The sequence below is a fragment of the Cohnella candidum genome (assembly GCF_003713065.1).
In the GTDB taxonomy this organism is placed as follows: Bacteria; Bacillota; Bacilli; order Paenibacillales; family Paenibacillaceae; genus Cohnella; species Cohnella candidum.
Genome location: NZ_CP033433.1, coordinates 293,931 through 312,961, shown reverse-complemented (window position 1 = coordinate 312,961; position 19,031 = coordinate 293,931). Strand labels below are relative to the sequence as shown.

The following is a 19,031-nucleotide window of genomic DNA, read 5'->3' as shown; positions in this document are numbered from 1 at the left end:
CAGGGTTGATTCGTTTATGATCGACTATGGTCCCCCTGATAAAGGTCTTTACCGGGCATTATCCAGCTTCGATCTTGTCATCGTCGAAGCCAATCACCATGCTCCCGAGGCGCTGCAAGGTTTAAAGGAAAATGGAACTATCGTGATCGGTTATTTAAGCGTAATGGAGAGTCCCAGATGGAACCGGGACCGATGGAACCTTCTGTTACCCGAAGATTTCATGAAAGTCGGCGGACAATCACAGTACTTGGAGCAATGGGATGCCTTTATCATGGACATACGACAGCCACATTTCCGTTCAGTTCTGTTGAATGAAGCCGCAGAGCTAATTCATGGCAAACATTGTGATGGCATCTTCCTTGATACTGTCGACGACATCGATACGTTCGCATTCAATGCCGGGTTGTACGATGAACTTGTAGTCTCATTCGGCCATTGGATGGCCCAGTGCAAAGAGGCCTTGCCCTCTTCAATCCTTATACAAAATCGTGGATTCGGTTCCATATCGAAATCCGCACCCTTTTTGGACGGCTTTCTCTGGGAAGATTGGAGTGGCGAATGGAAATCAAACCCTTGGATGCGAAAACAAATGAAAAAGATACAGTCGCTAATCGATCATGGGATTACGGTTTTCACCGTCTCTGAGTCGGCTCTAAGCCAGCACAGGTCCGAAGCAGAGAATGCTGGCTTCGTTCACTTGACCCGAAGCGAAAGTTATCATATCCGCGATTGGATGAAATAAGGATCATAGGTTTGTTTCAACCCGTCAATCAGTGAATACCGAGGTGCCCAGCCAAGCTCTTCGGAAGCTAAACGGATATCCAAACCGTTATGCAGGATGTCTCCAAGCCGAGGGGGTTCGTAAAGTGGATCGGGAACGATGCCGGTGACTTCGCCTAACTTTCGAAGAAGATCGAGTACGCTTGTCCGTTGCCCTGTACCAACGTTGAAGGTCCCTCCCGATCCCCGTGTCAAAGCAGCCACATTCGCTTCTGCTACGTCTTTCACGTATATAAAATCCCTCGTTTGCTCACCGGTTCCAAAAATAATCGGCCTTTCACGATTTCTCAGCTTCCGAATAAAGCCGGAAACCACTCCCCCTTCCGATTTCTCTCCTTGCCTTTCCCCATACACATTGGCATAACGTAATACCGTATGGTCGATGCCGTGCTCTTCAGCGACTCTTTGAACATAGAGCTCGGCGGCATATTTGGAAATGCCGTACGGAGAGATAGGACGTAACGGGTGATCTTCTGAAATGTAAAAGCTTTTCGGGTTCCCGTAAACTGCGGCAGAGGATGCATAGATGAATTTTCGTATTCCGAATTCAGCGCACTTTTGCAATAACTCCAGCGTACCCATGATGTTGATCTGAGCATCAAGAGAAAATCTTGCAACGGAAGCGGCAACATCTGTTTGCGCGGCAAGATGAACCACAATTTCGGGTCGGAATTGGCGAAATACATGAGAAATTGTAGGATCGCAAATGTCCAGGTCATATAAAACGGAATCCGAAGGGATACGATCCGCGAAACCATTGCTTAAATTGTCGAGGACCGCAACGTTATGCCCATTTTCCAACAACGCCTCAACCACATGCGACCCGATAAATCCTGCCCCGCCGGTAACTAAGATGTCCATTAGCCATCCTCCGCAACCTCTATATTGATAGAATACGTCAATGGTTCTTAGTTACCAACTTAGAGAATTAGAACTAGAACCATATGCCTATAAATTGTATCGCCATTATACTAGGCACACAAGTGCGAAAAGCCCGACTATTCATTTACCGGCTTGGACTTTTCAATAATATGAATGTGGTAGACCGTTAAAGTTGGCCCGTCATAGTATACCTCAATCTTTCCGTTGCTCCGTTCGTAAAGTTCCAACCATTTTTTTAGCTCTACCATGTCAGTTTCCCTAGTCTTATACTCTTTGGCCTTTCCGACTTCCGTTTTCAGTTGCAGAAGCGCTTCGTTTTTATAAACGTGCTTCTCGTAGAAAATGAACACATCTTGCCCGATACGGGTATCTACCTTTTTTTCGCCATAACGCGTCAGACCAGGTTTTGTAGGATCGTAAACTCCTAAAAAATAAGTTGGTGCGTCGAAATCTCCGATTTTGGGCCCCACATACATATAATAGCCGCTGCCTCTAACCATGTTGTTTCCTTCGCGGAATGAATAAACGATAGTCCAGCTTTTCGGGGTAAAGGACTGATCAATTCTTAGGTATTGATTTAATCCTTCATCGCTTTCCAGTTTATCCGGAAAGATCGGCTTAGGTGGATGTACAATGGTTCCGGCGATCAAAACCAGGGAAAAAATCCCTGCGAAGCAGAATTGATTGTAACGAAAACTTCCGATCCAGCCTAACATTCGAGCGATTGCCATCCCGCAAAGCAATGGAATCATAATTGCCCATAAATCCGGAGAACGGGCGGATATCATGTCTTTCTGAGTTATCCATCCCACAAATTCATATAAAATAAAGATACCGAAACCGAAAACCGAAATGAAAAGATCCGCAAACCTTTTCTCGAAGCTTCCTCTCAAGGAAGAAACCAACAACAAAGCGGCCGAGAAAAGCGCAATCCAATCGATGATTCGGATCGGCGGTCGGACGACCAGTGATTCTTCAAACGTAAAGTTCAATGAGTTTGCATGAAAATGTTTTCCGACAACCAAACCGATGACAGCAGGCAAAATGGCAATCACGCCGGAAATCGTGCCTGCAAAAAACCACTTTAAAAACCTCTTCATTCCAGGTTTCGGCCGAAGAAACAATTCAGCGACAGCCAACGCTCCCCCACCGAGCCATAGGAATCCGAAACCAATGGCATGAACGAGTCCGACAGCGGCGGCTCCGACCACTCCCGTCCGAAAATCTGCTTCTTTCTTCTCCACCATCCATCGATAGAAGAAAAATAAGGTCGGGAGTACGATCAAAAAGCCAAATTCTTGCGATAAAGAGGCCGCTTGCCTGTCCCATCCGCCTCCCAATAAATCTCCGAATAGGCCAAGCATCGCTGCCGCTGCAATACCCGCCAATCGATTGGCCGATAGACGGCTGACGATAAAATAAAGACAAAATACGATAAGTATATTTGTCACCGGGCCTGTGAAACGCAAAACATATAAGGAATCGATCGCGGCAAACTTGTGTAAGTAGTCCAACACGTAGTAGTAACCTTGAGGGTAAATACCGTCTACGAAAAGTAATCGTTCGTCGGCATACTTCATCCAAGCCATGGTGACATAGGCATCCGACATCGCAGGAGAGGGGTTCCGAACGACGTCGTACAACCTTATATATCCGGATATCACCAATACGACGGTAAGCAACCCGTATTCTAAGGCTTTTATACTAAAAGAGACCTTGAAGTTGATTAGTTTATCCCGAAAGGCCAGTAGTCTTCTCATTCCGCTTGTCTTCAAAGAAGCCTGACCATCAGCCCAGTTGTAAAAAAATTTTCCGATTGCAAAAACCGAATCGCCTCTGCGTGTATTGTCAGGACTGAAAAGCGACTTCCGCAAAGAAAAAACAAGAAGAATGGCAAGAAGGGCCAACATTTCAAACAACTTGGTAATAATCAAAATGTAGGCCAGGACAATCATCCACATTACAGCGCGTATCGCAAAAGCAAATGTCCTCTCTACCTTCCGGTCAGACGGCAAATCGAAAACAAGACGGGGTATTCCTATGTAAAGGCAAAAAAATGCAAACCCATAGTGTATCCAATGAAACACTTGATTTCCAAAGTGACCATACATGTAGGAACTTCTCCCGGTCAGGCGAATGAGGAAATGCGAGTCTTTATTATAAATGAATTTTCTGAACAAAAACTAAAAAAGTCAAATCTTTAAAGCAAAACACGACTGGTAAATTTAGGTATACATTTAATGTAGTCACAATTGGCAAAACTTCTGGAGTTAAAACGATGAAAGCTACGAAACAAGCTGACTCCGGTAATCCAGCGCCAGCTTGTCGGGTAGGTTTTTTAGTGTCCTCTAAATGGGGTCCTAACGTTGAAACATTTCCGTATACTCGTTTGCCCGTAATTCCATCTGAGCAATCAAATGGTCATTATCATTCAAACTCGAATCATCCCTCATCTCCGGCCGCCTGCCCTCCTGCGCGTAAAGCCAGCCCCGGATCAGCGGCCCGACTTCCTCGGAGCCGTAAGTCGGAAGCGCATGGCTGCGGCCGGGCAAGAACACAGTGGAATCGTTAGGAAGCCCTTGCTGCAGTACGCGGGCATGCCGCTTCGCTTCCTCGTCGCGTTCCCCGCAGACGATCAGCACCGGCTGTTCGATTTCGGGCAGCCTCGCGACGGCCGAATATCCCCGGATGCTATCCATGTAATCCCGCCAATGGTTCAGGTGACCGCCGGCCATTTCTTTGCGGAGACGGCGGTACGTCTCGATGCTGTCGGAATTTTTCCAGAGCTGAGGGTATGCCAGCAGCTCTCTGGCCCGCATCCGCGCCGCGATGCTGCCGAACCGCAGCTTTGTTTTCGTTCTCCAGCCCGCGGCTTCCGCCATCCCGCTTAGAAGAATCGCCCCGCGGAATCGGTCTGGATGCGTCAACATCGCTTCAAGCGCCACCAAGGAGCTCGCCGAATAGGCACATAAATATGCCGAGGACATATCAAGCGCGTCCATGAGGCGGCAAGTGTCTTCCACCAGAAGCGGCATCGTGATTTTGCCGGAAGAACCGCCGCTTCGGCCATGTCCGCGGAAGTCGAACAACAGCGTGCGGTGATCCTGCGATAAATCGTTGCGCAAATAAGTGAACACCCGGCTTCCGATACAGGCCGGATGCAGGAAGACGACCGCCGTTCCTTTACCTTGCAGGTGATAATGGAATTCAACGCCGTTCGCATGGGTCAGGGGCATCTTCGGTTCACCTCGGGTGAAGGGTTTTCCCTTATTCTGTCCGAGTTTCCCTGCTTTCCATCCGGAACACCCAAAATCGGCTTCCCGCGTAATTCACCACCATAGAGACAAAGACGGATGCCGCTTTCGCCAAAATCGGCGACCACCCGAAGCCGTGCTGCAGAACAAGAAGCAAGGCAGTTGCGGCGGCGAAAGAAGTCCCGGTCAGGACGACGAAGCGAACCGCTTCGGTTACGCTGCCGTTTCCGGAAGCCTGAAAGGTCCATTTGCGGTTCCAAACATAGCTATTGATAACGCCAATCACGTATGACACTAACTGAGCCAACGCGGACGAAAAACTCAACCCGTACACCAAACTAACAAAAACGGCGAAATCGACGCCCGTGTTCATCATCCCCACGAGCACAAACTTCGCCATCCTGATTTTTTCTTTGCTTAACATGCTGGCCTCCGTTCCCCGAAGCGGGGCATCAGAACATTTTATAGCCGCCCTTGCGGAGCTTGCGGATCGCCCAGCCGCTGACGACGGCGCCAGCTACGCTGGAGATGATCGATGGCAGCCACACCGCAAGGAAGGATCCGACCGTGGTGTCAGGCTCCCAATAGTGCCATACGCCGAGCGGAATGAAGATGATGACCCAAAGCCAGACCGGCAGCCAGGTCGTTTTGATAAGCATATTCAAGATGAAGCCGATGCCGAACAACAGAACGAAGAACAGCAGGGCTCCGACGATTTCCTGTAAAATCTCGAGCACGAACTTGCAGCCTCCTTACGGATCCTTGTTTCCTTATCAGTTTACAAGATCGGTTTCTCGCGCGTCAAACGAACAGGATGTGAACAAAGCCTTGAACTTTGGTACAATGGAAAACAGCATGTTGCCATTGGACAAGGAGAGATGACCCCATGAGCGAAGCAGCTCAAACGTTGGACGGCTGGTATGCCCTCCATGACTTTCGCACGATCGACTGGAACGCTTGGAAATCGGCTTCCGCCGAGGAGCGCGACGAAGCCCTCGCCGGACTTCAGGAATTGATCGCCGGCTGGGAAGCCGTTGAAGAAAGCAAGGAAGGAAGCCTGGCCCTGTACGCCATCGTCGGCCAGAAAGCAGATCTCGTCTTCATGCATCTGAGGGAAACGCTCGAAGAGCTGAACGCCATCGAAAACGCGTTTAACCGCTCCGCGTTCGCCCGCTTCACCCATAAAGCTTACTCCTACGTAAGCGTCGTGGAATTGAGCAATTATATGGGACAACCGGGCGTCGACCCGATGCAGGTGCCGGAGATCGCGGCTCGCCTGAAGCCGATTTTGCCGAAATCCAACCACATTTGTTTTTACCCGATGAACAAACGCCGCATGCTGCAGGACAACTGGTACATGCTGCCGATGGAAGACCGCAAATCGATGATGCGCAGCCACGGCATGATCGGACGCAGCTACGCGGGCAAAGTGAAGCAGATCATCACCGGTTCGGTCGGATTCGATGACTGGGAATGGGGCGTCACGCTGTTCGCGGACGACGCGCTGCAATTCAAGAAGCTGGTTTACGAAATGCGTTTCGACGAAGTGAGCGCGCGCTACGGCGAATTCGGCCCGTTTTACGTCGGCAACAAGCTGACCCGCGAATCGCTGGCGGATATGTTTTCCTGATCGACGAATCCAAACCTAAAGAAACCGGCCATCCTCACGGATGGCCGGTTTTTTGTCGTCTATTCGTCTTCCTGCATCGCCCTCATCTGGCGTTCCCATTCCGCGCGGCGCTGCTCTTCCAGGAATTCCTGCGTCATCCGGTCGCGTTCGCGGCCTTTGTCCTTCAGCCTTTCGATGGCGGGGACGATGAGCAGATCCACTTCGGCTTGCACGACCGCCGACAAATCATGCCGGCTCTGGGATTCCAGGTAAGAGCCCACTTCCATCAGCGCGTTGTAACGGTCCAGTTCCTCTCGGGTTAACAGGCCCCGCACTTGCACGCTGCAGTGTCTCATTACAGGAACTTGCCTTTGCGCAGTACCAGCGGGATGCCGCCGATGATGAACAGGTAGCGCAGGTCGATCGCTTTCTTCAGCCAAGCGGCTACGCGGCCTTTGTATTTCTTGCCGAACGCGATGCCGATCGCTTCGCCTTTGCCGAGGGACGCAACGGTACCCTTGCTTTGGTACACGAAAGGCTTCAGCGGCTGGTTGCGGATGGAAGCGACCAGGTTGTGGGCGCAGTTGACGCCTGCCTGCATGGCGATCTGAGCGGTAGGCGGGTAAGGACGGCCTTCCGGATTGAATACGAGCGAGTTGTCGCCCAGGATGAACACGTTATCGTGGCCCGGCGCGCGCATGAACTCGTCGACTTTGACGCGTCCGCGCATCGTTTCGAAGCCGGCTTCCTCGATCAGGCGGTTGCCGCGGATCCCGCCTGTCCAGATGACGGTCGCCGCTTTGATTTCTTCGCCTTCGCCGACGATAACGCCGTCCGGCGTGCATTCCTTGATCGCGGTTCCGATCTTGAACGTGACGCCTTTCTTCTGCAGAACTTGCATCGCGTACTCGACGAGCTCCGGATCAAAGCCCGGCAGCGCGGTCGGAGCCGCTTCGATGTTGTAGATTTTCACGAGTCCCGGATCCACGTCGAACTGCTTGCACAGCTCAGGGATGCGGTCGGACAATTCGCCGACGAACTCGATGCCCGTGAAGCCGGCGCCGCCGACGACGAACGTCAGATAATCGGTGCGGTGCGGCTCGCGCTTGTAGCGGGCGAATTGGTATTCGATGTGCTCCCGGATCAGGCGCACGGAGTTGATGCTGCGGATGTTCAGCGCGTTCTCGATCATGCCGGGGATGCCGAACGTTTCCGGCTCGCCGCCGAGGCCGATGACCAGATAATCGTAGGAAAGCGTGCCGTCTTCCAGGATGACCTTGCGGTCCTGCGGACGGATTTGAACGACGGTGGACTTCACGAAGTCGATCTTGAATTCGTCGATCAGCTTCGAAATGTTCACCCGTGCGTTCTCCGGGTTGTCCGTGCCGGCGGCAGGCATATGAAGGTGGGTCGTAATATAATGGTAATCGTGTTTGTTCACGAGCGTTACGTCCGCTTCATTATAATTCAATTCCTTCTGAAGCCGCAGGGAAGTCAACACCCCACCGTAACCGGCTCCAAGGATGACTATCTTCGGTATGCTGCTCATCGCAATCCCATCCAATCGTTGTGTTTTGTCTGTCTTTGTGTAGGTTTGTGAAAAATTACACAATGTCTGCCGTCAAGCTTATACAAGGAGAATGATAATGGCTTTTTCGGCAATTTTCAAGGTTCATTTTCACAATATTGTTTGGACAACCCCACAAAAATCCTTCCCTTCGGGGTTTCCGCAAGCTTATAATGAGGAAAAATAAAAGACAGAGATTGGCAAATTCCACGGAGGTGCACACAGCTTGACTCAACCACATCCAACCGCCGTCGACGTCGCGATTATCGGCGGCGGTCCCGCGGGCATGTTTGCGGCGTTTTACGGGGGCATGCGGCAAATGTCCGTCACCCTGATCGAAAGCATGCCCCAGCTTGGAGGGCAGTTGGCGGCGCTTTATCCGGAGAAATACATTTATGACGTGGCCGGTTTCCCCAAAGTGACGGCCCAAGAGCTCGTGGACAACCTGAAGAAGCAAATGGAGCTTTTCCAAGCGGACATCCGCCTGGAAGAGAAAGTGCTTCAGGTCGTCAAGAAGAAAGAGCGCTTGTTTGAAATTGTGACCGATGTGAGCACGATCCATGCGCGGGCCGTCATCATTACCGCCGGAGTCGGGGCTTTCGAACCGAGAAAGCTGGAGCTTCCGGAAGCGGCACGCTTCGAGAAAGCGAACCTCCATTATTTCGTCGGCGACTTGGAGAAGTTCCGCGGCCTTAACGTCCTGCTCAGCGGCGGAGGCGATTCCGCTGTGGATTGGGCCCTCATGCTGGAACCGATCGCCAAGTCGGTGACGCTCGTCCACCGCAGGGACAAGTTCCGCGCGCACGAGCACAGCGTCGAATTGCTGAATCAGTCCAGCGTGAAAATTATCACCCCCACCGAGATTACGGCGCTGCATGGGGAATCCGCCATCGAGCGCGTCACGCTCACCGACGTCAAATCCGGCGCCCAGACGGAGCTTGAAGTCGACGCCGTCATCGTCAATTTCGGCTTCATCAGCTCGCTCGGCCCGATCGCGGAATGGGGACTCGAAATCGACGGCGGCTCCATTAAAGTCGACTCCCGCATGGAATCGAGCGTTCCCGGCATTTTCGCCGCAGGGGATATTACCACCTATCCCGGCAAGCTGAAGTTGATCGCGGTCGGATTCGGCGAAGCGCCGACGGCCGTCAACAACGCCAAGGTGTATATCGATCCGGACGCCAAGTTGTCGCCCGGACACAGCAGCAACATGAAGCTGTAACCCCTCCCTAGAAGTATGTTTCCAAAACAAAAAAGGCATCCTACTTCGGAATCACCGGCGAATGCCGCCGTTCCTGAAGGAGGTGCCTTTCTTGTTGTGTCCGGTCTGCAATGGCTTGAGCCCCCTAGCCGCGTCATGTCCTCGCTGCGGTACCGTTGCCGAAGACGAAGGTCGTCGGGAAGACTGGATTGGGCCCTACTCTCCCTATGAACCCTCTCCGCTCGGCATGTCCTCCGGCGTTTCCGTATGCCAGCATCTGGCCCGGTGTCCGGATTGCCAGGGCGACTTCCTCGTCGAAGTCGGCGCGTGGCATCTTTAGACCGCCCTTGCTTCCGGCAGCGGCAGCTTACGGCGTCCGATCTCCGAACGGAGCAGCCGGATGAAATCCCGTTCCAAACCCAATCTGAGCGCGCTGCGGTAAGCGTCAAGCAGCAGTTCGTCGGATAGCGTCGGCAGCATGTCCCTCACCCTTTCCTGAATATTGGAAGTGTTCGTGAGGGCATCATAGCATGCCTCCGAAAGCACGGACAAGCATCGGGATATCCACACGAAATTGTGGATTTGTTGTGGGTAAATTGTTGAATTTTCCCGAGAAACGCGTCGTTTAAAGGTGGATTCTGTGGATGAAGTTATACACAGGCCTGTGTATATCGATACCATAAAAAACTTTCATTCCGGCTATTACGTTGATTAAAGGTTTTAATAGAAAATAATGTCATATGTTCGCGATTAATGCGGTCGAGTATTGACCTCCAGGAGCCAGATTTGTCCTTTGCGGTCGATTCCGTAATCGTAGCCGAGCTGCCGAATGCCCGGAAAACGCTGTTCCAGCAAGGCCGTCGCGGTTTTCGTCAATTCCCGCATTTCCTTTTTCTTGGTTTCGGCGAGCTCCGGAGACAACGATCTCTTGATCGCTTCCGCTCCGCTCACGAGCTTGCCCCCCCTGCATATGTTCGTGACGAACAATCCCCGTCTGGCAATTCGCCCCACCACCGCCCGAAAGACCCAGCCATTTTCCGTTTTTACGTATTTCACCCGGTAATCCACAGGCCTGCCCTCGATTTCAGCCAAATCGATCCCTTGCTGAATCAAGTAGGCTTTTCTGCCTCGAATGCGTTCCACGGCCCGAAGCAGGTCTCCGAATGGAAGTGAACTCCGTTTGCCGGATCGATAAGCGTAAGAATACCCTTTGCCGGACTTCCCGATTTTTGCCACGCCGACGCCGCCCGTACCGCGCACCGGCTTGATGAATACCGTCCCGTATTGATCGACCATTTGGCGCAGCCGCGAAGGACTGTACAGCCTGGTCGAAGGAATATGCTTCGCGATTGCGGGGTTCTTGAGCAAATCATTCGTCTTCAGCCACTTGCTTGCGAGCTCTCGCCCTCGGTTTCCATCCATGCACAGCGCCCCCTGTCCGAGTAAAATGAGTCCTATTTATTCCTATTCTCAGGAACGGACAAGTTCTTGGATGGATGCCGCCGGCTTTTCGCCTTATTGAGGTGCGGTATCGGGCATAGTTCATCACGATCGCGCATAGGCTCCCAAGACGAAAACGGCAAAGGAGAGCACGGATGCGGAAAATCGTATGGTTTACGGGAGCGACCCTGCTGCTTTTACTGCTTGCGGCTTGCGGGGGATCCAAGGACGGAGACCTTAAAGTTTCCGAAGGAAAAGAGGACGGCAGCTTTACCATGGAGGCGAAGGATTCGGGGGGAGGCAACGTACGGATCGAAACCGGCAAATCCAAGCTGCCGGACGACTTCCCCAAAGAGGTTCCGATACCGGACGGGGCAGAAATCGACAGTTCGCTCAAAACGACCTCCGATCAAGGCAGCGGTTACGTGGTCTCGTACAAGGTAAAGAAAAGCCCGGAGGAATGCGCGGACATTTACCGGGATTTCCTGAAAAGCGGAGGTTATCAGACGTCCGAACTGAAATCGGACAATAACATTACCCTGACCGGCACGTCCGAGACGAAAAGCTTTTTCATCGGCATCATCCCCGACGAGGAGAATGCGAGCCTGACGACGGTTACCCTGACGTTTGGGGATAACGCGGGGTCTTGAAGCACGGCAAAAGAGCCATCCTCAACTTGCGAGGATGGCTCTTTCAAGTCCCGTATGATGACTGCTCAGCACGCGTCCGGGTTCGGTTTGCCCGCGTCGGTCGCCGTGCGGAAAGAAGATCCGCAGCCGCAGGTCGCCACGGCGTTCGGGTTGTGGATCGTGAAGCCGCCGCCCATGGCGGATTCCTTCCAATCGATTTCGACGCCGTACAAATACTTGGCGCTGTCCTCGTCCACCACGACGGTCAACCCGCGGATATCGAGCACTTTATCGCTATCATGCTTCTCGTCGTCGAAGCCCATGCCGTAGGAAAATCCGCTGCATCCGCCTTCCTTCACGCCGATGCGCAGAAACAATTCCGAAGATTCCTCGGCGGCGAGCATTTCCTGGATCTTCTCGCTTGCCGATTCGCTGATATTAACCATGATTCCACGCCTCCTTCTCTCTACAGTATACCCCACGCGGTATAGCGTCTCAAGACGCATTTCCCCATGCATCGCCACCTGCATGGCGTGTAAGAAACAAAAACAGCCGGCGCCCTCAGGCACCGGCCTCTTCGTCTTTCCATTCTTTCGCGCCCGGGACCTGCCCGGCGATGGCTTTCAACTCGATGCGGCAGCGGAACTGCCCCTTCTCGTTCATGAGGAAGTCGGACAGCCTGCGGAATACTTGAGCGAGCTCAGGCCCGCTGGAATCCGTATCGAGCGTGTAGCGGAATTGGTCGGCGGACAACCCGCGTACCCGGCTGCGATCCGAGTCGCGCGCGTCGCTCTCCTGCATCCGCCGCCATTCCTTGGACGGCTCGAACTTGTCCGCTTTACGGACGAGATGCTCGTAAATCCGCTGTTTCTTGAGCCACATATAATATTGAATGGGATTGGATAATCCCCAAGCCTGGCTCAAATCTTTGATCGTGTAGGCTTCCCTGTATTGTCGCAGCGTCTGAATCTTTTCTTGTTCTTCCAATTGCTCCAATTCGCTGAGAGGCAAAACGTCGATTTTCAGGGCCATTCACCCTCCTTAACAAGGTTCATCATAAACTTGGCTTTCTTTCATAAGTTAACCATTTATTGTTCGATATTCAAGTTGATTCCCATTTTTCCGGCGAATTATACCTTTCTTTCCTTTCGACTATTTCCTGTTGCCGGGAAATAAGCGTAGGATTATAATGTTTACGTTAAAGGCAACAAAAGTGATCGGGTCGAAATGATAAGTTCTTTTTTTCACAAATACGACTCCAGACCGACAAGGAGGCAGGTACATTGACACTTGTCACGACGAACGCTGCGCAGCGGATGGCCGAAATCTCGGAGAAAGTGAGAAACGGCGAACGGTTGAGCCTCGAAGACGGCGTTTTCCTCTACCGTTCCGACGATCTGCTTACGATCGGCCAACTGGCCAATGAGGTCAATCTCCGCAAAAACGGCAAAAAAGTATATTTCATCGAAAACATGAGTTTGTACTTTACCAACGTTTGCGAAGCGCACTGCGCTTTCTGCAACTTCCGTAAAGACGAGGGCGACGAGGGAGCCTATACCCTGACGCCTGAACAAATGATCGCTTACGTGGACCAGCACATCCACCCCGGCGTCCGCGAATTCCACATCGTCGGCGGGCATAACCCCCACGTTCCGTTCGACTACTACGTCGAATCGATCCGGGCGCTCAAGGAACGGTATCCCGACGTCACGATCAAAGCTTACACCGCCGCGGAAATCGACTTCTTCTCCCGGATCTCCGGGCTCAGTTATAAGGAAGTGCTCGAGAAACTGGTCGCTGCCGGCTTAGAGTCCTTGACCGGGGGCGGCGCCGAAATCCTTTCCGATCAATACCGCAAAAAAATGAAAGTGGACAAGGCCAACATCGAGCAGTATTTGGACGTTCATCGCACGGCCCACCAACTGGGGCTGCGCACGCATACGACGATGCTGTACGGCTCGGTGGAATCGGTGGAAGAACGCGTGCAGCACATGCTGCACATCCGCGAGCTGCAGGACGAGACGAACGGATTCCAAGTGTTCATTCCTCTCTCGATGCAGCCGATCAGCCCGAACGCCGGCATCCGGCGGCGCAATTCCGCTTTCGAAGATCTCAAGGCGATTGCGATCAGCAGGCTGATGTTGGACAACATTCAGCATATCAAGGCTTACTTCATTAACATCGGAACCCAGTTGACCCAAGTGGCGCTCACCATGGGCGCATCCGACGCCCACGGCACGATCGTGCGGGAGCGGATCAGCCACTCGGCCGGGGCGCTGACGCCGGCCGGCATCACGCGCGAGGATCTGATCTGGCTGATCAAAGGCGCGGGCAGGATCCCCGTGGAGCGGGACACGTTCTACAACGAAATTCGGGTATATGAATGATAAGCCGGCCCCGTCGGGTAGACGGGGTCTCTTCTGTGCCATACTAAACGGACGATGAAGGAAAAGGGGTAAGGCAAGTGAACAATGTAGTGGTTTTGGGTGGAGGTTATGGAGGACTGACGGTCGTCCATGAATTGCTGGAATCGGATCTTCCGAAGGGCGCCAAAATATTTCTGGTGGACCGGATGCCTTATCAGGGCCTGAAAACAGAGTATTACGCGCTGGCGGCCGGTACGGTGACCGACGTGGACATCCGCGTGGCGTTTCCGGTTCATCCGCAGCTGGAGGTCGTTTACGGGGAAATCGCCGGAGTCGATTTCGAACGGCGGACGGTGGCCGTATCCGGGCATGACCCGCTCCCGTATGACTCCCTCGTCATTGCATTGGGCTGCACCGACAATTATCACGGCATCGCGGGAGCTTCCGAATTCTCCTGCAGCATCCAGTCCTTGTCGGCCACCCGGCGGACCTACCAGCAATTGAACGATGTCCGGCCCGGCGGGCAAGTCACGATCGTCGGCGGAGGCCTGAGCGGCGTCGAAATCGCGTCCGAGCTCCGTGAAAGCCGTCCCGACATCAACATCCGGATTCTCGACCGCAGCGCCAGCATCCTGAACGGCTTTTCGCCGCGGCTGCAGAAATACGTGGCTTCCTGGTTCCACGAGCATGACGTCGAGATGCGGTCCCACATCTCCATCACGTCTCTGGAGCAAGGCGTCATCCATAACGGCGCCGAAGCGATCTTGACGGACGTGACGGTATGGACGGCGGGCATCCAGCCGGTCCCGCTGGTCCGTAACCTCGATCTTCCGAAAGACAAGCAGGGCCGTCTGACCGTCAACGAATACCACGAGTTGCCGGACGTTCCCAACGTGTTCGTGGTCGGCGACTGCGCGTCTTCCACATTCTCGCCGAGCGGCCAATTGGCGGAAGCCATGGGTAAGCAAGTCGCTCAAGTCATCAAGGCCCGCTGGGACGGCAAAGAGCCGAAGCTCGGCCGCATCAAACTCAAAGGCGTGCTCGGCTCCCTCGGCAAAAAAGCCGGTTTCGGGCTCATGGGTTCGACGCCGATTATCGGCCGTGTTCCCCGCGTGCTCAAAAGCGGCGTGTTGTGGATGAGCAAACACCATCTCGGATAAATTCCGGCAGAAGCGCCGTTACTTTCGGCTTACAGATCGTCGAGAAGCTTGTCGAGCGCGGCTTTGTCGGCCTCCTGCTTGTCGATTTCTTGCTGGATGAGGTCAAACAACTGGTCTGCGGATTCCGCGACGACGGACTCTCCGTTCACGAGCGCGTAAGGGGACAGGTAACACTCCCCGCAATTTCCGAGGCATCCGTATTCGATGACCTCGATGCGCGGATCCTGTTCCAGCCTCTCCAACACTTTATCGGTGCCGTGGTGCATGTTGCTGACGCAAAATTCTACGATGTGCATGCGGTTTTCCTTTCCGGAAGCCCCGCCCGTTCGCGCGAACTTCCGTTTGAAATCGGAATGATTTGTACTATAATAGAATTTGAAAGGAGTGGATGACCATGAGTGACAGCGTACAAAGCACGACCCAGTACGACGAAGTGCTCGAGGTGCTCGATAAATTGCGTCCCTTCCTGCAGCGGGACGGCGGCGACGTTGAATTGGTGGACGTGGAAGACGGCATCGTCAAGCTTCGCCTGATGGGCGCTTGCGGCAGCTGCCCGAGCTCCACGATCACGCTGAAAGCCGGCATCGAGCGCGCGCTTCTCGAAGAAGTGGAAGGAATCGAAGAAGTCGTTCAAGTGTTCTGATTCGTTTTCTTCGCCATAAGGTTTCAAGAGGTCCTGCCATTCGGCGGGACCTTTTTATTTTTTCACGCTCGTCCGGATGGGATCCAGTCCTCCCGATACGTCGATCGTATTGCCCGTGATGAAATCGGACTCCGGCTGGCAAAGGAACGTAATCACGCGCGCCACGTCCTCACCCGTTCCCGGCCTGCCCCGCGGCGATTCCTCGTCCGGGATGCCCGCGACTTCCGCGATTCCCTTCTCCTTATTGTCCCCGCGGATATCGCCGGGACAAATCATATTCACCGTAATCCCGTTTCCCGCTTCTTCCACGGCGAGCGTCTTGGTAAAAGAGACCAGCCCGACTTTCGCTGCCGCGTACACGGCCCGATGGGGCCAAGAGCGGGCTTCGCCCGCATGGCCGAAGCCGAAGTGGATGATCCTTCCCCACCCCCGGCTTCTCATCCCCGGAAGGACGCGGTGGTCGAGCAGCATCGTGCCGACCAGATTGCCGTTCATCAGGTAATGGATGTCTTCCGGACGGTAATCGGCGAACAGCTTGCGCTCCCGGATGAAGGGCCCGGCATTGTTGATGAGAATGTCGACGGTGCCCAGCGCTCGCTCTACCTCCGAAACCAACCGTTCCGCTTCGTCCGCCTGGGCGATATCGGCCTGGATGGCCAAGGCCCGCCTCCCCATCGCCCGAATCTCTTCCGCAAGCCGTTCCGCTTCTTCCCGGCTTTTCACGTAATTCAAAGCGACGTCGCAACCGGAAGCCGCCAGTTCGAAGGCCGTCCTTCGGCCCAATCCTTTGGCGCTTCCCGTGATCAGCGCCGTTTTGCCCGTCAGCAACGTCTTCCGCTCCCCCTCCGTCATGGACGATGCCGCAGCCGATCGCATGCATACCGAAACGATCTCTCCAGCGTCCCCAATACCATGTCCCAGCCCATCCGCAAGTCGGCCAAATTGACGGAGAGGTTTTCCAGCCTCCCCGTTTCCCCCGCCTCCCGGCCATGGGCCGCTTTCTCGGCAAACAGATCGTCCTGCAATTCCGCGTTCATAAAATGAATCTCCGTATTCCGTCTCGTCCGCAGCCGGTTCATCGCATCGCGGTTGGTTTCCTTCAATGCCGTAAGAGGTCCGGCGAGTTCAGGATACCTTCCGGTCTCGCGCATTCTCCGAAGCACGGTGAAGTAAGAAAACTTCGGCTTGATCTTCTCGGTCTTCAGGCCGAGCAAATCGTTCATCAACGTCCCGAGCTTATCGAGCAGCGAGAACATACGGATATAGGCGTTTTTATCAAAATAGACGTGGCGGTCGTAATCCTTCTTTTCCGGACCGGACAGCTCGCCCCAGCGTTCATGCTGAATCCGCGCGGCGAAAAAGCCTGCGGCGAAAATGCTCTCTTCCAGCTCCTCCAGAGAACGGCGAAGTCCCTCCGCCCATATGGCGTAGGTGCGAAACCGGACGGCTTCTTCCGGGTTTCCCGAAGAACGTTCCCTTACTAAACCGATGAAAGCGCCCATGGCGCGGTCCGTCTCCCCGAGAAGACCTTCCCATTGGCCCGGCGCCTCCCCGAGCAGCGATCTGAGCAATCGATTATCCTCCCGCGGCACGCCCTTGCGGGCGAACCTCCGTATGACTTCATTGTAACGCATGCATAGCCGGGCGCTCAACCGATCAAAGTCCCCGAACGGTGCGGCTGTAAACAATAAGGCTCCGAAGACGAAAGCCTTCGGAGCCTTGGATTTGGCGATTAACGCGGGAAATATTCGGACCAGCGGGTGTCTACCCGTTTGACGATATCTTCCCGCGGGAACAACTCGTCCGGGTAACCCGGCTTCATGCGGGCATCGATGACGATCGGCAGCTTATAGGCGATATGATGGCGTCCGGGCTCGCTGGCGGCATAGATGTCCGCGGCCGGATTGAACCGCGTGAACGTCGTCCACAGGAACGGCGTCTGCCCGCTCACGATATCCGCGTCATCCGCGAGGATAACGAGCGGCCAAGGCGATTCCGCCAAGTGGAGGAACTCCGCCAGCCGGGCGGCAAGCTGCGGATCGTCCGAATAGGAGGCGCCCTGAACGACAAGGCAGCCCCTGCAGTAAGGCTTGACGCGGTCGATACCGGGAAGCGCGCCGCCCTGATATTCGCCAGGCAGCTCGCGAACGGGCTCCCCGACGCCCATGAGCACGGCTTTGCTTCCGTGGTTAAGCCGGGGACCGGTGTAATCCAGCGTGTCGTGCGACGTATTGTCGAACACGACCAAATCCCGCGCCGGGTCGAACCGTTCGAGCACCGTCTCGAGAAGCCGCGGGAAATCCCCCAGGTCAAGCGGACGGTCGGTCAGCATCAGGAACTTGGTCAGCGTGAGCTGCCCTTCCCCGAGAATCCGGAACGCCGTTCCGAGCGCTTCCCGCGAGTAACTCTCCCGGACGACGGCCGCCGCCAGGGAGTGGAAGCCGGTCTCGGCGTACGTCCACAGGCTTTTCACCCCGGACATGACCATCGGGAACGCCGGAGACAGCAGCCGCTGCAGGAACTCGCCGAGATAGTAGTCCTCTTGCCGCGGTTTGCCGACGACCGTCGCCGGGTAAATCGCGTCTTTGCGGTGCCACACATGGTCGACATGGAAGACCGGGAAATCATGCTGAAGCGAATAATAGCCGTAGTGGTCGCCGAACGGGCCTTCCGGCCGACGTTCGTGCGGCGGTACCTTGCCGACGATCGCGAATTCCGCTTCCGCCGGAATCCGGTGGCCGCCCAGCGGGTTGTCCGCCATCGGCAGCTTGCCGCCCAGGATCAGCGAAGCGAGCAGCAGCTCCGGCACGTTCTCCGGCACCGGCGCGATCGCCGAGGCGATAAGCGCCGGCGGCCCGCCCAGAAACACGGACACCGGCAGCGCCCGGTTGCGCTTCTCGGCTTCGTGGTAGTGGAAGCCGCCGCCTTTATGGATTTGCCAATGCATGCCCGTCGTATCGGCGTCGAAAATCTGCATCCGGTACATGCCCAGATTGTGCTGCTTAGGGTGGTCCGGATGCTCGGTATAGACGAGAGGAAGCGTGACGAACGGTCCGCCGTCCTCCTGCCAGCTCGTGATGACAGGCAAGCCTTCCAGCGGCTTCTGCCTTCTGGAGGCTTGCAGGACGGGCGCCTGGTCTTGCGATACGCTGCGCATGCCGACCTTCATGAGATCCAGCAGCATGTCCTTCTCCCGCCACAAAGCGGGCAGCGTCGGAGGGATCAGCGTATCGATCGCGCCGACCAGCCGTTTCGTCAAAGCCTCGGGTCTGGGGCCGAACGCCAGATCGACTCGGCGGCTCGTCCCGAACAGATTCGTCACGACGGGAAACGGGCTTCCTTTGACGTTCGTGAATAATAAAGCGGGTCCTTCCCGGTCAATCACCCGCCGGTGGATTTCCGCGATTTCGAGCACGGGATCGACCGGCGCTTCGATTACCGCAAGCTGCCCTTCGCGGCGAAGGGTCTCCAGAAAGGGCCGCAGAGAAGAAAAGATCATG

Annotated in this window: 22 protein-coding genes; 7 read left to right on the top strand and 15 right to left on the bottom strand. The window is 54.6% G+C overall.

The window, feature by feature from the left end; translation table 11 throughout:
- Nucleotides 1-16 precede the first annotated feature (16 nt).
- Entirely contained in the window at nucleotides 17-742 is a 726-nt protein-coding gene (locus EAV92_RS01530; protein WP_164472595.1) for a glycoside hydrolase family 191 protein, read from the top strand.
- Here the strand turns inward: EAV92_RS01530 and EAV92_RS01525 are convergent.
- From EAV92_RS01525 to EAV92_RS01505, 5 genes are all read right to left on the bottom strand, one after another.
- Nucleotides 718-1,641: an NAD-dependent epimerase/dehydratase family protein gene (locus EAV92_RS01525; protein ID WP_123039446.1), complete on the bottom strand. Its 924-nt coding sequence runs from the start codon at nucleotides 1,639-1,641 to the stop codon at nucleotides 718-720. The two genes, EAV92_RS01530 and EAV92_RS01525, sit on opposite strands and share 25 nt — an antisense overlap.
- 137 nt (nucleotides 1,642-1,778) lie before the next feature.
- Nucleotides 1,779-3,773: a hypothetical protein gene (locus EAV92_RS01520; RefSeq protein WP_123039445.1), complete on the bottom strand. Its 1,995-nt coding sequence runs from the start codon at nucleotides 3,771-3,773 to the stop codon at nucleotides 1,779-1,781.
- 249 nt (nucleotides 3,774-4,022) lie between these two features.
- Nucleotides 4,023-4,898: an alpha/beta fold hydrolase gene (locus tag EAV92_RS01515; protein WP_123039444.1), complete on the bottom strand. Its 876-nt coding sequence runs from the start codon at nucleotides 4,896-4,898 to the stop codon at nucleotides 4,023-4,025.
- A gap of 31 nt (nucleotides 4,899-4,929) precedes the next feature.
- Complete coding sequence (locus EAV92_RS01510) at nucleotides 4,930-5,340, bottom strand: GtrA family protein (RefSeq protein WP_123039443.1); 411 nt, start codon at nucleotides 5,338-5,340, stop codon at nucleotides 4,930-4,932.
- A gap of 28 nt (nucleotides 5,341-5,368) precedes the next feature.
- Complete coding sequence (locus tag EAV92_RS01505; RefSeq protein WP_123039442.1) at nucleotides 5,369-5,653, bottom strand: YuiB family protein; 285 nt, start codon at nucleotides 5,651-5,653, stop codon at nucleotides 5,369-5,371.
- A 149-nt stretch (nucleotides 5,654-5,802) separates the two neighbouring features.
- Between EAV92_RS01505 and hemQ the strand changes: the two genes are divergently transcribed.
- A complete protein-coding gene (gene hemQ, locus EAV92_RS01500) occupies nucleotides 5,803-6,546 on the top strand; it encodes a hydrogen peroxide-dependent heme synthase (protein WP_123039441.1) in 744 nt (247 codons plus the stop codon).
- 59 nt (nucleotides 6,547-6,605) lie between these two features.
- On the opposite strand, the gene EAV92_RS01495 is transcribed toward hemQ, so the two are convergent.
- A complete protein-coding gene (locus tag EAV92_RS01495) occupies nucleotides 6,606-6,881 on the bottom strand; it encodes a hypothetical protein (RefSeq protein WP_123039440.1) in 276 nt (91 codons plus the stop codon).
- The gene (locus EAV92_RS01490) at nucleotides 6,881-8,074 is read right to left on the bottom strand and encodes an NAD(P)/FAD-dependent oxidoreductase (RefSeq protein ID WP_123039439.1); all 1,194 of its coding nucleotides are present in this window, start codon (nucleotides 8,072-8,074) and stop codon (nucleotides 6,881-6,883) included. Before EAV92_RS01490 ends, EAV92_RS01495 begins: the two co-directional genes overlap by 1 nt.
- 244 nt (nucleotides 8,075-8,318) lie before the next feature.
- Between EAV92_RS01490 and EAV92_RS01485 the strand changes: the two genes are divergently transcribed.
- Complete coding sequence (locus EAV92_RS01485) at nucleotides 8,319-9,314, top strand: NAD(P)/FAD-dependent oxidoreductase (protein WP_277424215.1); 996 nt, start codon at nucleotides 8,319-8,321, stop codon at nucleotides 9,312-9,314.
- Nucleotides 9,315-9,629: 315 nt separating this feature from the next.
- Here EAV92_RS01485 and sda read toward each other — a convergent pair whose 3' ends face one another.
- Complete coding sequence (gene sda / locus EAV92_RS01475; RefSeq protein WP_338134388.1) at nucleotides 9,630-9,773, bottom strand: sporulation histidine kinase inhibitor Sda; 144 nt, start codon at nucleotides 9,771-9,773, stop codon at nucleotides 9,630-9,632.
- Nucleotides 9,774-10,043: 270 nt separating this feature from the next.
- A complete protein-coding gene (locus EAV92_RS01470; RefSeq protein ID WP_123039436.1) occupies nucleotides 10,044-10,715 on the bottom strand; it encodes a YheC/YheD family protein in 672 nt (223 codons plus the stop codon).
- A gap of 173 nt (nucleotides 10,716-10,888) precedes the next feature.
- Between EAV92_RS01470 and EAV92_RS01465 the strand changes: the two genes are divergently transcribed.
- The gene (locus EAV92_RS01465) at nucleotides 10,889-11,383 is read left to right on the top strand and encodes a hypothetical protein (RefSeq protein WP_123039435.1); all 495 of its coding nucleotides are present in this window, start codon (nucleotides 10,889-10,891) and stop codon (nucleotides 11,381-11,383) included.
- Between the two features lie 65 nt (nucleotides 11,384-11,448).
- Here EAV92_RS01465 and EAV92_RS01460 read toward each other — a convergent pair whose 3' ends face one another.
- Together EAV92_RS01460 and EAV92_RS01455 are read right to left on the bottom strand one after the other, a co-directional pair.
- Complete coding sequence (locus EAV92_RS01460) at nucleotides 11,449-11,808, bottom strand: HesB/IscA family protein (RefSeq protein ID WP_123039434.1); 360 nt, start codon at nucleotides 11,806-11,808, stop codon at nucleotides 11,449-11,451.
- A gap of 115 nt (nucleotides 11,809-11,923) precedes the next feature.
- Nucleotides 11,924-12,394, bottom strand: a complete 471-nt coding sequence (locus EAV92_RS01455) for a hypothetical protein (protein ID WP_123039433.1) — start codon at nucleotides 12,392-12,394, stop codon at nucleotides 11,924-11,926.
- 284 nt (nucleotides 12,395-12,678) lie between these two features.
- Between EAV92_RS01455 and mqnE the strand changes: the two genes are divergently transcribed.
- Both mqnE and EAV92_RS01445 read left to right on the top strand, forming a co-directional pair.
- On the top strand, nucleotides 12,679-13,749 hold the full coding sequence (gene mqnE / locus EAV92_RS01450; RefSeq protein WP_123043503.1) for an aminofutalosine synthase MqnE: 1,071 nt from the start codon (nucleotides 12,679-12,681) through the stop codon (nucleotides 13,747-13,749).
- Nucleotides 13,750-13,826: 77 nt separating this feature from the next.
- Complete coding sequence (locus EAV92_RS01445; protein ID WP_123039432.1) at nucleotides 13,827-14,888, top strand: NAD(P)/FAD-dependent oxidoreductase; 1,062 nt, start codon at nucleotides 13,827-13,829, stop codon at nucleotides 14,886-14,888.
- Nucleotides 14,889-14,917: 29 nt separating this feature from the next.
- Here the strand turns inward: EAV92_RS01445 and EAV92_RS01440 are convergent, their stop codons facing one another.
- Nucleotides 14,918-15,184 (bottom strand): YuzB family protein, encoded by a 267-nt coding sequence (locus EAV92_RS01440; protein ID WP_123039431.1) that lies wholly within the window; start codon nucleotides 15,182-15,184, stop codon nucleotides 14,918-14,920.
- A gap of 98 nt (nucleotides 15,185-15,282) precedes the next feature.
- Here EAV92_RS01440 and EAV92_RS01435 point away from each other — a divergent pair, with 98 nt between their 5' ends.
- Complete coding sequence (locus tag EAV92_RS01435; RefSeq protein ID WP_123039430.1) at nucleotides 15,283-15,531, top strand: NifU family protein; 249 nt, start codon at nucleotides 15,283-15,285, stop codon at nucleotides 15,529-15,531.
- A 54-nt stretch (nucleotides 15,532-15,585) separates the two neighbouring features.
- Here the strand turns inward: EAV92_RS01435 and EAV92_RS01430 are convergent, their stop codons facing one another.
- From EAV92_RS01430 to EAV92_RS01420, 3 genes are all read right to left on the bottom strand, one after another.
- Entirely contained in the window at nucleotides 15,586-16,356 is a 771-nt protein-coding gene (locus tag EAV92_RS01430; protein WP_123043502.1) for an SDR family oxidoreductase, read from the bottom strand.
- A 23-nt stretch (nucleotides 16,357-16,379) separates the two neighbouring features.
- On the bottom strand, nucleotides 16,380-17,102 hold the full coding sequence (locus EAV92_RS01425) for a Cthe_2314 family HEPN domain-containing protein (protein WP_164472594.1): 723 nt from the start codon (nucleotides 17,100-17,102) through the stop codon (nucleotides 16,380-16,382).
- A 161-nt stretch (nucleotides 17,103-17,263) separates the two neighbouring features.
- Entirely contained in the window at nucleotides 17,264-19,030 is a 1,767-nt protein-coding gene (locus EAV92_RS01420; RefSeq protein ID WP_123039429.1) for a UbiD family decarboxylase, read from the bottom strand.
- Nucleotide 19,031 lies beyond the last annotated feature (1 nt).

Coding starts and splice junctions, on each gene's coding strand:
- EAV92_RS01530 (WP_164472595.1), top strand. CDS start 17: ATGATCGACTATGGTCCCCCTGATAAAGGTCTTTACCGGGCATTATCC.
- EAV92_RS01525 (WP_123039446.1), bottom strand. CDS start 1,641: ATGGACATCTTAGTTACCGGCGGGGCAGGATTTATCGGGTCGCATGTG.
- EAV92_RS01520 (WP_123039445.1), bottom strand. CDS start 3,773: ATGTATGGTCACTTTGGAAATCAAGTGTTTCATTGGATACACTATGGG.
- EAV92_RS01515 (WP_123039444.1), bottom strand. CDS start 4,898: ATGCCCCTGACCCATGCGAACGGCGTTGAATTCCATTATCACCTGCAA.
- EAV92_RS01510 (WP_123039443.1), bottom strand. CDS start 5,340: ATGTTAAGCAAAGAAAAAATCAGGATGGCGAAGTTTGTGCTCGTGGGG.
- hemQ (WP_123039441.1), top strand. CDS start 5,803: ATGAGCGAAGCAGCTCAAACGTTGGACGGCTGGTATGCCCTCCATGAC.
- EAV92_RS01495 (WP_123039440.1), bottom strand. CDS start 6,881: ATGAGACACTGCAGCGTGCAAGTGCGGGGCCTGTTAACCCGAGAGGAA.
- EAV92_RS01490 (WP_123039439.1), bottom strand. CDS start 8,074: ATGAGCAGCATACCGAAGATAGTCATCCTTGGAGCCGGTTACGGTGGG.
- sda (WP_338134388.1), bottom strand. CDS start 9,773: ATGCTGCCGACGCTATCCGACGAACTGCTGCTTGACGCTTACCGCAGC.
- EAV92_RS01470 (WP_123039436.1), bottom strand. CDS start 10,715: ATGGATGGAAACCGAGGGCGAGAGCTCGCAAGCAAGTGGCTGAAGACG.
- EAV92_RS01465 (WP_123039435.1), top strand. CDS start 10,889: ATGCGGAAAATCGTATGGTTTACGGGAGCGACCCTGCTGCTTTTACTG.
- EAV92_RS01460 (WP_123039434.1), bottom strand. CDS start 11,808: ATGGTTAATATCAGCGAATCGGCAAGCGAGAAGATCCAGGAAATGCTC.
- EAV92_RS01455 (WP_123039433.1), bottom strand. CDS start 12,394: ATGGCCCTGAAAATCGACGTTTTGCCTCTCAGCGAATTGGAGCAATTG.
- mqnE (WP_123043503.1), top strand. CDS start 12,679: ATGGCCGAAATCTCGGAGAAAGTGAGAAACGGCGAACGGTTGAGCCTC.
- EAV92_RS01440 (WP_123039431.1), bottom strand. CDS start 15,184: ATGCACATCGTAGAATTTTGCGTCAGCAACATGCACCACGGCACCGAT.
- EAV92_RS01435 (WP_123039430.1), top strand. CDS start 15,283: ATGAGTGACAGCGTACAAAGCACGACCCAGTACGACGAAGTGCTCGAG.
- EAV92_RS01420 (WP_123039429.1), bottom strand. CDS start 19,030: ATGATCTTTTCTTCTCTGCGGCCCTTTCTGGAGACCCTTCGCCGCGAA.